Origin of the sequence: Tessaracoccus sp. MC1627 (assembly GCF_014164725.1) — a bacterium.
GTDB lineage: Bacteria > Actinomycetota > Actinomycetes > Propionibacteriales > Propionibacteriaceae > Arachnia.
This window is the reverse complement of the sequence record NZ_JACJGA010000004.1, coordinates 462,688-475,730: the sequence shown is the minus strand read 5'-3', so window position 1 is coordinate 475,730 and position 13,043 is coordinate 462,688. Positions and strand designations below refer to the sequence as shown.

The 13,043-nt window shown below is 69.0% G+C and carries 11 protein-coding genes; 9 read left to right on the top strand and 2 right to left on the bottom strand.

Annotated elements, in window-relative coordinates; translation table 11 throughout:
- Positions 1-135: 135 nt before the first annotated feature.
- The gene (locus tag H5399_RS10720; RefSeq protein WP_182783015.1) at positions 136-828 is read right to left on the bottom strand and encodes a phosphotransferase; all 693 of its coding nucleotides are present in this window, start codon (positions 826-828) and stop codon (positions 136-138) included.
- A 64-nt stretch (positions 829-892) separates the two neighbouring features.
- On the opposite strand from H5399_RS10720, the gene dxr reads away from it, so the two are divergent.
- From dxr to H5399_RS10695, 5 genes are all read left to right on the top strand, one after another.
- Positions 893-2,092 carry a 1-deoxy-D-xylulose-5-phosphate reductoisomerase gene (gene dxr / locus H5399_RS10715; protein WP_182783014.1) on the top strand — a complete coding sequence of 400 codons (1,200 nt, stop codon included), beginning with the start codon at positions 893-895 and terminating at the stop codon, positions 2,090-2,092.
- The gene (locus H5399_RS10710; protein WP_182783013.1) at positions 2,089-3,375 is read left to right on the top strand and encodes an RIP metalloprotease; all 1,287 of its coding nucleotides are present in this window, start codon (positions 2,089-2,091) and stop codon (positions 3,373-3,375) included. The genes dxr and H5399_RS10710 overlap by 4 nt, the downstream gene beginning before the upstream one ends.
- Positions 3,376-3,446: 71 nt before the next feature.
- Complete coding sequence (gene ispG / locus H5399_RS10705; RefSeq protein WP_182783012.1) at positions 3,447-4,589, top strand: flavodoxin-dependent (E)-4-hydroxy-3-methylbut-2-enyl-diphosphate synthase; 1,143 nt, start codon at positions 3,447-3,449, stop codon at positions 4,587-4,589.
- Positions 4,590-4,599: 10 nt separating this feature from the next.
- On the top strand, positions 4,600-5,436 hold the full coding sequence (locus H5399_RS10700; RefSeq protein ID WP_182783011.1) for a GNAT family N-acetyltransferase: 837 nt from the start codon (positions 4,600-4,602) through the stop codon (positions 5,434-5,436).
- Positions 5,437-5,650: 214 nt separating this feature from the next.
- The gene (locus H5399_RS10695; protein WP_182783010.1) at positions 5,651-7,420 is read left to right on the top strand and encodes a proline--tRNA ligase; all 1,770 of its coding nucleotides are present in this window, start codon (positions 5,651-5,653) and stop codon (positions 7,418-7,420) included.
- Positions 7,421-7,423: 3 nt separating this feature from the next.
- On the opposite strand, the gene H5399_RS10690 is transcribed toward H5399_RS10695, so the two are convergent.
- Positions 7,424-8,353: a hypothetical protein gene (locus H5399_RS10690; protein ID WP_182783009.1), complete on the bottom strand. Its 930-nt coding sequence runs from the start codon at positions 8,351-8,353 to the stop codon at positions 7,424-7,426.
- 65 nt (positions 8,354-8,418) lie between these two features.
- Between H5399_RS10690 and rimP the strand changes: the two genes are divergently transcribed.
- From rimP to H5399_RS10670, 4 genes are all read left to right on the top strand, one after another.
- Entirely contained in the window at positions 8,419-8,904 is a 486-nt protein-coding gene (rimP, locus tag H5399_RS10685; RefSeq protein ID WP_182783008.1) for a ribosome maturation factor RimP, read from the top strand.
- Entirely contained in the window at positions 8,904-9,878 is a 975-nt protein-coding gene (gene nusA, locus H5399_RS10680; protein ID WP_182783122.1) for a transcription termination factor NusA, read from the top strand. The genes rimP and nusA overlap by 1 nt, the downstream gene beginning before the upstream one ends.
- Before the next feature lie 12 nt (positions 9,879-9,890).
- Positions 9,891-11,765 (top strand): LTA synthase family protein, encoded by a 1,875-nt coding sequence (locus H5399_RS10675; RefSeq protein ID WP_182783007.1) that lies wholly within the window; start codon positions 9,891-9,893, stop codon positions 11,763-11,765.
- A gap of 92 nt (positions 11,766-11,857) precedes the next feature.
- Positions 11,858-13,000, top strand: coding sequence for a resuscitation-promoting factor (locus H5399_RS10670; RefSeq protein ID WP_182783006.1), 1,143 nt, complete (start codon positions 11,858-11,860; stop codon positions 12,998-13,000).
- Positions 13,001-13,043 lie beyond the last annotated feature (43 nt).

The following is a 13,043-nucleotide window of genomic DNA, read 5'->3' as shown; positions in this document are numbered from 1 at the left end:
GGACGTGCCGGGCGGGATGAGATGGTGCCACTACATCTGGTGCGTGTACCTGACGTCCATATCCAGATGGAGGGGTGGCAGATCGCCCGAGCCGGTGCGCCGCAGCCAGGACATGATTGATCAGTGGTTCCCCAGTCACGGCTCGCCCCACAGGGTGCGGTAGCGCCGGATCCGTTCAGGGTCCGGCGCTTCGCCGTACCCGGCCCAGAACGCGTCTTCGTGGCCGGGGCCGAAGTTCCACTCCAGCGACCATGACGCGATGGCGAGATCAGCCCAGCGGTCCGCCACGCCCAGGTCGCCGACGTCGACGATGCCTACGAACCTTCCGTCGTCGGCGACCAGCGTGTTCGGGGCGCACGGGTCGCCGTGAGCCACCACCAGCACATCGACGTCGTCCTGCACACCGATCCAGTCGGCCGGACCGAAGGGGCAGTCGCTCGGATCAAGGCTGTGCAGCATCGCCAGCCCCTCTCCGATGGCGGCCGCCGCACGGTCGGGGTGTGCCTGCCCACGCGCGTCTACCGCGGAGTGACCGGGCAGCCCCATGGTGACGATCAACCAGCCGTCGTCGAGTTCTTCGTATTCCACCATCCGGGGGGACGGGAACCGGCTGGCCAACCACGAGAGCCGCTCGGCCTCCGGGAGGAGGTCTTGAGGGCTCCACTTGGCGAACAAGGGGGTGGTGTCAGGACCGACGACGCGGGCGGTGAGCCCGCCGAGCTCGTTGAGCCAGACCAACTCGTCGACGCGGCGCCGGTTCTGCGCGGCCCATCGGGTGATGGCGAACGGGACCGGGGTTCCGGCGGGGGGAGGGGTGGCAAGGGGCATGGGACGATCTTGGCACGACATCGCCGCCGGATCTCAGCCGACGGCGGGCGCATAGACTTACCTGGTGCGCACCATCGCCCTGCTGGGCTCCACCGGATCCATCGGCACCCAGACCCTGGAGGTGATCTCCAGCAGGAGGGACCAGTTCCGGGTGCTGGCGCTCTCGGCCTCGGGAGGCAATCTGGAGCTGCTCGCACGCCAGATCATCGAGTTCGAGCCGGAGACCGTGGGGCTGGCCAGGGCCAGCGCCGCCCAGGAGCTCCAACGTGCGCTGTATGCCGAGGCGGACCGTCGCGGATGGAGCACCGGCCAGTACCAGCTGCCGAAGCTGCTGCTCGGCCCAGAGTCCTCCACGCAGCTCGCCGGGGCGGGCGTCGACGTCGTGGTCAACGCCATCACCGGGGCGGCCGGTCTCGGCCCCACGCTCGCGGCGCTGGCCGCGGGAAGCACGCTGGCGCTGGCCAACAAGGAGTCGCTGGTGATCGGCGGCAGGTTGGTCGTGCAGGCCGCTGCCCCAGGCCAGATCGTCGCTGTGGATTCCGAGCACTCGGCGTTCGCCCAGGCGCTGAGAGCCGGACGGGCAGACGAGGTGCGCCGGCTGATCCTCACCGCCTCCGGCGGCCCGTTCCGAGGCTGGAACCAGGAGCAGATCGCTGAGGTCACTCCGGAGCAGGCGATGGCGCACCCCACCTGGAACATGGGACGGGTGATCACCATCAACTCCGCCACCCTGGTCAACAAGGGCCTCGAGCTGATCGAGGCCGCGCTGCTGTACGGCGTCGGCTTCGACGACATCGTCGTCACCGTGCACCCGCAGTCCATCGTGCACTCGATGGTGGAGTTCCACGACGGTTCCACGATCGCCCAGGCGTCGCCGCCGGACATGCGCCTGCCCATCGGTATCGCGCTGACTTGGCCGGAGCGGCTCGCTGACGCCGCCGCCCCGTGCGACTGGACCAGCGCGGCCACCTGGACGTTCGAGCCCCTGGACCATGAGACCTTTCCCGCCGTCGAGCTCGCTCGCAGGGCCGGCAAGGCGGCCGGTACCGCACCCGCCGTGTACAACGCCGCCAACGAGGCGTGCGTCGACGCCTTCTGCGCAGGGACCATCGGTTTCCCGGACATCACCAGGATCGTGGCCGCGTGCGTCGAGGAGCACCTGCAGACCGGACACGTGGGCGACGACGCGCTCACGGTGCCGGCGGTCCTCGCCGCGGACCGGTGGGGGCGCACCAGGGCGTCCGAGCTGGCGGTCGCGCGATGACCGCCGTGCTCACGGTCCTGTTCGCCATCCTCTTCTTCGCCCTCATCATGGCCTCGATCGCTCTCCACGAGGTGGGGCACCTGGTGCCCGCCAAGCTGTTCGGGGTCCGGGTCAGCAAGTACTTCGTCGGGTTCGGCAAGACGCTGTGGTCCACCACCCGGGGCGAGACGGAGTACGGCATCAAGGCCATCCCGCTCGGCGGCTACGTGCGGTTGATGGGCATGTACCCGCCCCGGCGTCCCTCAGCCAAGCCGGGTGGGTGGCTGACCCGGATGGCTGATGAGGCCCGCGCCGTCGAGTACGAGGACATCACCGCGGCTGACAAGGGCAGGCTGCTCTACGAGAAGAAGACCTGGCAGAAGATCGTGGTGATGCTGGGCGGGCCACTGATGAACATCCTGATCGCCTTCGCCATCTTCCTCGGGATCAACCTGGCCTACGGGGTCCCGACGGCAACCCTGACGGTGGCCTCGGTCTCCGAATGCGCCGTCCCGGTGGACCGCGCGGACCGCACCTGCCGCCCCGGTGACCCGGAGACCCCCGCTGTCCTGGCCGGGGTGCAGCCGGGCGACATCCTGCTCGCGTTCAACGGCGCCGAGCTCACCGGCTGGGAGCAGATGGGCGACCTGATCCGGGACAACCGCGACGGCGCGGCGCGCGTCGTCGTCGAGCGCGATGGCCAACGGATCGAGCTGCCAGAGGTCCGCACCGTCCTGAATTTCGTGCCTGACCGGTTGGACCCCTCCCGCACCGTCGAGGCCGGGTTCCTGGGGGTGAGCCCAACCATCGAGCAGCGGCGTGGAGGTGTGGCGGCGACGGCCGCCCAGATGTGGACCATGACGAAACAGTCGGTCGTCGCACTCGCCAGCTTCCCCGTGCGGGTCTACAACGTTGCGGCTGACCTGGTGACCGGGCAGCCGCGTGACCTCAACTCGCCTCTGTCGATCGTGGGCGCCTCCCGCGTGGCAGGGGAGATCGGTGCCAGCGACGAGCTCGAGGTGGCGGACAAGGCGGCCACCTGGCTGTCGCTGCTGGGATCTGTGAACCTGTTCGTCGCGCTGCTCAATCTCGTGCCGCTGCTGCCACTCGACGGCGGCCACGTGGCCGCGGCTATCTGGGAGTGGCTCCGCAGGCACACAGCCCGCCTGATGGGCCGGCCGGACCCCGGCCACACGGACACGGCCAAGGGCCTACCCGTCACCTACCTCGTCGGCGGTTTCCTCCTGCTCGGCGGCGTGGTGCTGATCCTTGCAGACATCATCTCGCCGATCCAGATCCTCTAGGAGGGGTGCGGTGATCCGGACCGCATCGCCGTGCGACCAGCGGTGTGCGCGATGCGGGTAGGCTGTGCGCCATGCCCGTGAACCTCGGTATGCCCCCCGCGCCGGCCCCCGTTCTCACCCCCCGCCGCAAGACCCGGCAGATCAAGGTGGGCAAGGTCATGGTTGGCGGCGACGCGCCGATCAGCGTCCAGTCGATGACCACCACAAAAACCACGGACATCAACGCCACGCTCCAGCAGATCGCGGAGCTGACGGCCACGGGATGCGACATCGTCCGCGTCGCGGTGCCCAGCCAGGACGACGCCGAGGCGCTGCCCATCATCGCGATGAAGTCGCAGATCCCCGTCATCGCCGACATCCACTTCCAGCCGCGCTACGTGTTCGCGGCCATCGACGCGGGGTGCGCCGCGGTGCGCGTGAACCCGGGCAACATCAAGCAGTTCGACGACAAGGTCGCGGAGATCGCGAAGGCGGCGGCTGACTCCGGGGTGTCACTGCGGATCGGCGTCAACGCGGGCTCGCTCGACAGGCGCCTGCTCGCCAAGCATGGTGCACCCACCGCGGAGGCGCTGGTCGAGTCGGCGCTGTGGGAGGCCTCGCTGTTCGAGGACGTCGGCTTCCACGACTTCAAGATCTCGGTCAAGCACAACGACCCGGTGGTGATGGTGCGCGCCTACGAGATGCTGTCGGAGAAGTGCGACTACCCGTTGCACCTCGGCGTCACGGAGGCCGGGCCGGCTTTCCAGGGCACCATCAAGTCGTCGGTCGCGTTCGGGGCGTTGCTCAGCCGCGGCATCGGCGACACCATCCGCGTCTCGCTGTCCGCCCCTCCGGCGGAAGAGGTCAAGGTGGGCCTCAAGATCCTCGAGTCGCTCAACCTCAAGCCCCGCAAGCTCGATATCGTGTCGTGCCCGTCCTGCGGCCGGGCCCAGGTGGATGTGTACACGCTCGCCGAGCAGGTGACCAAGGGGCTCGAGGGCATGCAGGCGCCGCTGCGCGTGGCGGTCATGGGCTGTGTCGTCAACGGCCCGGGCGAGGCCCGCGAGGCGGACCTGGGTGTGGCCTCGGGTAACGGCAAGGGCCAGATCTTCGTCAAGGGCGAGGTGATCAAGACGGTACCTGAGGACGAAATCGTCGAGACCCTGATCATCGAGGCGCAGCGCCTGGCCGCAGAGATGGGCGAGGTGGGCGCGCCGAGCGTCTCCGTCTCCTAAGCTGTCGCCCATGGCTTCCCGGGTGCGCGCGTTGGGCCGCGCCGACCGGGATGAGGCCCTGGAGTTCCTCGCCCGGAGCCCGGTGGAGAACCTGTTCCTCGCCTCCAAGGTGGCCACCTACGGGATAGACCGCCGTCGCCTCGGAACTGTCTACGCCTATCAGCGCGGCGGAGAGGTCTCAGCCCTCTTGCTGGACGGCGGCACCGTCTTCGTCGCCGGCTTCGATCCCGGGGCCCTGCCCGCGTTCGTGGGGCAGCTCGGCCCGGTGCGTCGCTGCACCTCCATTCTGGGTCCGGCCATCTCGGTGCTCGGGCTCCACCTCGGCCTGACCGAGCGCTGGCGTGGTTCGTGGGGCCCCGTCGCCAACATCAGGGCGCGCCAACCCCTCATGCTGCTGGATGCCGACCCGCAGGTTGCCGCGGATGAGCGGGTCCGGAAGCTGACCGTCGACGACTACGCCAGCTATCTCGACGCCTCGGTCCACATGTACACCGACGAGATCGGCAGCTCGCCGTTCAAGTACGGATCCGGTTATGAGCGTTTCGTGAGGCAGCGCCTCGTCGAGGGAGACGCCTACGGCATCGTCGACGAGCGTGGCAAGGTGATCTTCAAGGCGGACCTCGGCCCCAAGCTGGGGGGACAGGCGCAACTCCAGGGGGTGTGGGTGGACCCGGCGCTGCGCGGGCAGGGGCTGAGCGTTCCCGCCCTCTCCGGCATGCTCCACCTGGCGATGCGCCGCTTCCCCCGGATCAGCCTCTACGTCAACGACTTCAACACCCCCGCGATCAGGGCGTACGATCGGTTGGGGTTCGTCGAGGTGGGGGCACTGGCCACGGTCCACTTCTAGGGATCCACTGATCAATGCTGTTCTCGGTGAGGACGTGCCGGGCGGGAAGAGATGGCGCCACTACATCTGGTGCGTGTACTCGACGTCCATATCCAGATGGAGGGGTGGCAGATCGCCCGATCCGGTGCGCCGCAGCCGGGACATGATTGGTCAGTGGTTCCCCAGGGCCATGGTCTAGGCTGACCCCCGGTCCACCCCGAGAAAGGCGCCACCCATGCTCACTCGCCTGTCGAGCCTGTTCGTCCGCACCCTCCGCGACGACCCAGCCGACGCAGAGGTGCCCAGCCACCGCTGGCTGGTGCGCGCCGGCTACATCCGCCGGGCCGCCCCCGGGGTGTACTCCTGGCTGCCGCTGGGCCTGAAGGTGCTGCAGAAGGTGGAGGCCGTCGTCCGGGAGGAGATGGACGCCATCGGCGCCCAGGAGGTCCGCTTCCCGGCGCTGCTGCCCCGTGAGCCCTATGAGCTCACCGGCCGCTGGTCTGACTACGGCGACAACCTGTTCCGGCTGCAGGACCGCAAGGGCGCGGATCTGTTGCTCGGCCCCACGCATGAGGAGATGTTCACCCTCATGGTCAAGGACCTCTACAGCTCCTACAAGGACCTGCCGTTGTCGCTGTACCAGATCCAGACCAAGTACCGCGACGAGGCCCGCCCGCGGGCCGGCCTGCTCCGGGGTCGCGAGTTCATCATGAAGGACTCCTACTCCTTCGATGTCGACGACGCCGGCCTCGAGGCGAGCTACCTCCGGCACCGCGACGCCTACCAGCGGATCTTCGAGCGCCTCGGCCTCGAATTCGTCATCGTCTCCGCCATGGCGGGCGCCATGGGCGGCTCACGCTCGGAGGAATTCCTGGCAGTGGCCGACAACGGCGAGGACACCTTCGTCCGCTCGCCCGCCGGCTACGCGGCCAACGTGGAGGCCGTGCGGTTCGCCGCTCCCGCGCCGCTGCCGGTCGAGGACGCACCCGCCATGGCGCCGATCGACACCCCGGACGCCGGATCGATCGCCGCCGTTGTCGACATCCTCAACCGCGACCGTCCCGATCGCTCCTGGACCGGTGCCGACACGCTCAAGAACATCCTGTTCCGGGTCACTGACGCCGACGGGTCCACGCGCGCGCTCGCCGTCGGGCTCCCCGGGGATCGGGAGGTGGACCTCAAGCGGTTGGCCGCAGCCCTCGAGCCGTCCGTCGCCGAGCCCTTCGGCGCCGAGGACTTCGCGAAGTTCCCAGACCTGGTGGTGGGCTACATCTCCCCGGTGTCGCTGGACGGGACCCGGGTGCTCGGCAAGGATTCGGCCACCGGCATCGAGTACCTCGTGGACCCCCGGGTGGTGGAGGGCACGTTCTGGGCCACCGGCGCCAACCTCAAGGACACGCACCTGGTGGGCGTCACCGCGGGCCGCGACTTCGTGGCCGATGGGGTCCTGGACGTGGCGGAGGTCCGAGAGGGCGATCCCGCGCCGGACGGCTCCGGGCCGCTGACCCTGGCCAGGGGAATCGAGATGGGCCACATCTTCCAGCTCGGGCGCAAGTACGCCGACGCGCTGGGTCTGAAGGTCCTGGATTCCAACGGGAAGCTGGTCACGGTCACGATGGGCTCCTACGGCGTGGGCGTCTCGCGAGCCGTGGCCGCGGTGGCAGAGACCACCTGCGACGACAAGGGCCTCTGCTGGCCGCTGGCGCTGGCGCCGTTCCAGGTACAGGTGGTGGCCACAGGCAAGGATGCGGCGGTGTTCGCCGAGGCCGAGCGGATCGCGGGAGAGCTGTCGGGCCGCGGGGTCGACGTCCTCCTCGATGACCGCAAGGCAAGCCCGGGCGTGAAGTTCGCCGACGCCGAGATCATGGGGATGCCCATCATCGTCGTGGTGGGTCGCGGACTGGCCGACGGTGTGGTGGAGCTGCGCGACCGGCGAACCGGCGGGCGGCAGGAGCTGCCCGTGGCCGAGATCGTTGCCCAGGTTCTGCTGGCAGCCGGGCGCTGAGCCTCAGACCCAGCCTGGCCAGTGGGGGAGGGGCCGGCCCATGGCCCCCACGGAATCGGCGGCCCCGACCATGAGCTCCAGCCAACGCTCACGGCCCGGCCCTCCCGCTGCCACCAGCCGGCCGAGGCCCTCCAGGAGCCCCAGCTCCAGCGCCCCCCATCCCGCCCGGATCTCCTCGCTGGTGGTCATCGCCGTGGGCAGCTCGAACGTCGCGGGCTGCACAGGTGCGACCCCCGGGAGCGCGTTGCGCAGCTCGTTGCGCAACTCCTTCGCGGTGGCCAGCCGGGCTGTTCCGAGGTCGCGCAGGGGGTCGTCGCCGTCGAGTCGGCCGATCCCCACGCCGAGCCCGTAGATCAGCGCCCAGGAGTGGCTGAGGGCGATGGGGAGCGACGCGGCCACGGTGGTGCCCTGAAAGTGACGCGGCTCCGCCTCGCCTTCGACGGGTGCTGCCCCCACCGTCGTCAATCCGCGGGACGTGCACGCCGCGGAGGCGTACAGCAGCCTGAGCGGCTGGGCCTGTGCGGCCAGCGCGGCGCGGCGCAGCGAGGTCTCCGCCGCCGTCGACGCCGCCGCCAGCGACTCCTCAAGCCCCGCGGGCGGCGGGGTCGCGGGGGAGTGCGGTGGCAGGTCGAAGACGGGCTCTCCCCCCGCCACCGGGTCAGCTGCCCGCAGGCGGTCCAGCACGGCGCCCAGAGCGGTTACGGCGGCGTCGGCCCAGGCGGGATAAGTCGCCGGGGCGCCCTCGGCGGAACGACCCGCCTCGATGGCGGCAACCAGCCCCGCCACCGCGGCTGCGGCCTCAGCGGCCTCGGCGGTCTGGCTGGGGGTCGGATCCGGCTCGGGCGCAGGGAGCGACGGCTGGGAAATGGTGGGGTCCAGGCCGCAGCCCGCAACGAGCAGGGCCGCCAGGACCGCGCGCCTGCCACATCTCATGGACTTCAGCCTATCGGTATGCTTGGTCTTCACAATTAGGCCAACAACCGGATATGGAGCCGAAGATGCAGGAGAACACGCTCGCGTCGGTCATTGAACCGATCCTCGCGGAGCACGGACTCGAGCTCGACAGCATGGAGGTCACACCTCTCGGCAAGCGCTCCGTACTACGGATCAGCGTCGACGGCGACGGACCGCTGGGTCGGGGACCGCTGCTCGACGACATCGCCCGCGCAGCCTCGTCCATCTCGGTGGCGCTCGACGAGAGCGACGCCGTGGGCACACGTCCCTACACCCTCGAGGTGAGCTCGCGTGGCGTCAGCACCCCCCTCACCGCCGCCAAGCACTACCGCAGAAACACCGGCCGGCTCGTCAAGCTGTGGCTGGCGGAGGGGGACACCACCGGCCGGATCGTCGACGTCACCGAGGAGGGGGTCACTCTGGACGTCGAGGGGACGCACCGCACCGTCGCGCTCAGCGACATCAGGAAGGCCGTCGTCCAGGTGGAGCTCAACCGCTCCCTGGCCGACGATGACGGAGAGGAAGCATGATGGACGTCGATCTGGCAGCGCTGCGCGCAATCGAGCGGGACAAGGAGATCTCCGAGGACTACCTCATCAAGACCCTTGAAGACGCACTGCTCAACGCGTACAACAAGACCCCGCACGCCCTGCGCGGGGTCAAGGTCGAGGTCAACCGCAAGACCGGCAAGGTGAGTGTGCTCGCCCCCGAGTTCGACGACGACGACAAGATCATCGGCTACTTCGACGACACGCCTGATGACTTCGGCCGGATCGCGGCGGCCACTGCTCGTCAGGTGATCTTCCAGCGGCTCAGGGAGGCCGAGGATGATCAGAAGTACGGCCACTTCGCCGGCACCGAGGGCGACATCGTGGTGGGCACCATCCAGCAGGACCGCGACACCAGGGCGGTGCGGGTGGACCTCGGTTCGCTCGAGGCGATGATGCCGCTGGCCGAGCAGGTTCCGGGGGAGGACTACTCGCACGGCCGTCGGCTCAGGGTCTACGTGGTGGCGGTCCGCCGTGAACTGCGCGGTCCCCAGGTGATCGTGTCGCGCACGCACCCCAACCTGGTCAAGAAGCTCTTCGCCATGGAGGTGCCCGAGCTCGGGCAGGGGATGGTGGAGATCATGGAGATCGCGCGCGAGGCCGGGCACCGGACCAAGATCGCGGTGCGCTCGAACCACCCGGATGTCTCCGCCAAGGGCGCCTTCATCGGACCCATGGGACAACGCGTCCGCGCCGTGACCAACGAGTTGGGGGAGGAGAAGATCGACATCGTCGACTACTCCGAGGACCCGGCGAAGTTTGTCGCGGCGGCCCTGTCGCCGGCCAAGGTCCTGTCGGTGACGGTGATGGATCTCCAGGCGCGCGCCTGCCGCGCGATCGTTCCCGATTACCAGCTCTCGCTGGCCATCGGGCGCGAGGGGCAGAACGCGCGGTTGGCCGCCCGCCTCACCGGGTGGCGAATCGACATTCAGCCCGATACCGCACCGGGGGCGTAACATGTCCCAACGATGCCTGTTCACCGCCCGTTTGGTTCCCGTTTACTCAAGCCCCGCCACAAGTGGGGCCGCCTCGTCGTGCTCCTGCTGCCCGTCGCGCTCATGGGGGTGTGGCTGAAGTTCGCGCGCACCGGCGCGTACTTCCCGGACGCCGACCTCGGCGAGGTGGCCGCCCGCGTGTGGTCCGATGTGGCCTTCGGGTCCGCATGGGTGCTCCTGTGGGGGGTGCTGTCGGCGGTCGGCCCAGGGTGGTTGCGTACCATCGCGTTCTATCTGGCCCACGCCGCCACGCTGGTGCTGGGGCTCTTCCTGGTGGTCAGCCACAGCTATGTGATGACGACTGGCAACCCGCTCACCTGGATGCAGATCGAGTACGCGTGGCGCGGCGGGGGAGAGCTGCACGGTCTCCTGGAATCCCAGATCACCCCCGGCATGATCGCCCTGGCCGTCGGGGTGCTGGTGAACACCCTCGTCGCGCCCCTGCTGCTGGGGCCCCTGGTCTCGCGGGCCCTGAGGAAGCCCTCGCGGCTGGTGCGTCGGCTCGTGGTGGTGGCAGTGGCCGCTCTGTTGCTGGCCGCCTCGGCCTGGAGCGCGCCCACCGTCTCGGCCGCCTTCGCGCTCGCGCCGCCCGTTCAGCTCGTCGTCGCCCCGATCCGTGAGGCGGACGCCTATCCGGAGCCGGCCAGTGCGGTCGCCGTCGCTCAGGCTGTCGGTGAGACCCGGTTGGTGCCCCGGCCCGATGCCTCCGGGCGCAACCTCGTGGTGATCACCCTCGAGTCGCAGCGCGCCACCTCGACGCTGCCTCCCACGAGCCAACCCGTGACCCCTGTCCTCGATGCGCTTGCGGAGTCCAGCCTCACGCCGTCGCGCGGCTACTCGCTCCTTCCGCACACCTCGAAGGCCCTCACAGCCGTCCACTGCGGGGTCGCCGCACCTCCTGACCACGACAACACCGAGGCCGAGGCAGGCAGCATGCCGATGCCGTGCCTGGCCGAACTGCTGGGGGACCAGGGCTACGAGACCGCGTTCCTCCAGTCGGCCACCGAACACTTCGAGCGCAGGCGCGGGACGGTGGACAACCTCGGCTTCGATTTCTTCCGCTCCGTGGACAGCATGCCGAAGGTCGGCTTCGGGAAGGCCAACTACTTCGGCTACGAAGACGACATCATGCTCGGACCCGCTCGTGACTGGCTGGCCACCACCGACGGCGAGCCGTTCATGCTCGGCATGCTGACAGTCACGGGGCACCACGACTACGTGCTCGAGGGCCACGAGCCGATCGACTTCGTGGAGGATCCGCTCCTCAACTCGTACCTCAACGGCATCCACTACCAGGATGCCTTCGTCGGCCGCGTGATCGACATGTTCAAGGAGCTCGGACTCTACGAGGACACCGTCTTCGTGGTGACAGGCGATCATGGCGAGGGCTTCGGCGAGCACCGCGTCTTCCAGCACGACAACACGATCTACGACGAGGGCGTCAGGATCCCCTTCCTGGTGCACGACCCCCAGCGGGAGGGAGAGCAGCTGGGGCAGCCGGCGAACCAGCTGGCAGTCCTGCCCACCGCCGTCGACGCTCTCGGCTTCGACCTGGTCTCCGGGCACGCGTATCAGCCGTCGCTCTACAGCGGAGAGCCCCAAGGTCCGTTGGTGGCCACCTGCCTCGCGCGGGGGCGCTGCACGGCGGTCATCGACGGTGACCGCAAGCTCATCCACCACTTCGGAGACCGGCGCGACGAGGTCTTCGACCTCGCGGCGGACCCCTTCGAGCTCAACGACCTCGCCGCGACGGCGGATGAGGCGTGGATGGGCGAGCTCCGCGACGTCGCGCTGGCGTGGTACGTCGACACCGAGGCGATGTACGAGGCACACCGCGCCGGACAGTAGCCCACTACTGAGAGAATCTCAGGTTATTTTTGGTTTTCTCTCAACTTCCGGGTTAGCCTGATAGCACACTGCTGAAACTTGAGGAGTTCGTGTTGAAGGCGAAGAAGTTCTGGATCCCCGTGGCGGCCGGCGGCTGCGCGCTCGCGCTCGTGACCGCGGCGGGAGTCGCGACAGCCCTGCACAAGAACGACGTCACCCTCGTCGTCGACGGCGTTTCTCGCACCATTGCGGTGCGTGAGGACACAGTCGCCGAGGTGCTGCAGCTGGAGAACATCGAGCTGGGCCGGCATGATGTGGTCCTGCCCGGGCCGGACACCGAGGTCGACGACGACATGGAGATCAGCGTCGCCTTCGGCCGCGAGCTTGAAGTGACGGTCGACGGCGAGAAGCGGACCGTCTGGACCACCGCCCGCACCGTTGGCGAGGCGCTGTCGATGCTCAACCTGGGCGCCGCCGACTCGAAGCTCTCCACGTCCCGTTCCACCACGATCTCCCGCCAGGGGCTGACGATGGAGCTGGCCACCGCCAAGGACGTCACGCTGACGGTGGCGGGGACGCCCGCCCAGCTGACCGTGGCCGGTACTGTCGCGGATGCGCTGGCCCAGGCCGGCGTCAAGCCGGATTCCGACGACAAGGTGACCCCCGCGGCCGGCACCGTTCTGGAGGACGGACTAGCCATCACCGTGGTCGCTGTTGAGGTCAAGCAGGCCACCAAAGAGGTGGCGGTGCCCTTCGAGAAGACCTCGGTGAAGTCCGCGGACCTGGCCAAGGGAACCAGCAAGATCACCACCAAGGGAGTCAACGGCCTCGCCAGCGAGACCTACACCGAGGTGTATGAGGACGGCACACTGGTCAGCTCCGCCCTCGACGAGCGGGTGGTCACCCGTAAGCCCGTGACGCAGGTCACCACGGTGGGCACCAAGGTGTCCGCCCCTGCCATCTCGTCCACGTCATCCTCGTCCACGTCCTCCTCGACGTCGTCATCCGGCGGTGCCATCAACCTCGCCCGTGCGGACATGTGGGACCGGATCGCCCAGTGCGAGTCGGGCGGCCGCTGGGACATCAACACGGGCAACGGCTACTACGGGGGCCTGCAGTTCAACCTTGCCACCTGGCGCTCGGTCAACGGCCAGGACTTCGCGTCCTACCCCCACCAGGCCAGCCGCGCGGAGCAGATCACCGTGGCGAACCGCCTCTACGCGATCCGCGGCACCCAGCCGTGGAGCTGCGCCTGACACCCTGCGCCTCGGCGCACAGACAAGACCCGGTGGCCTGAGC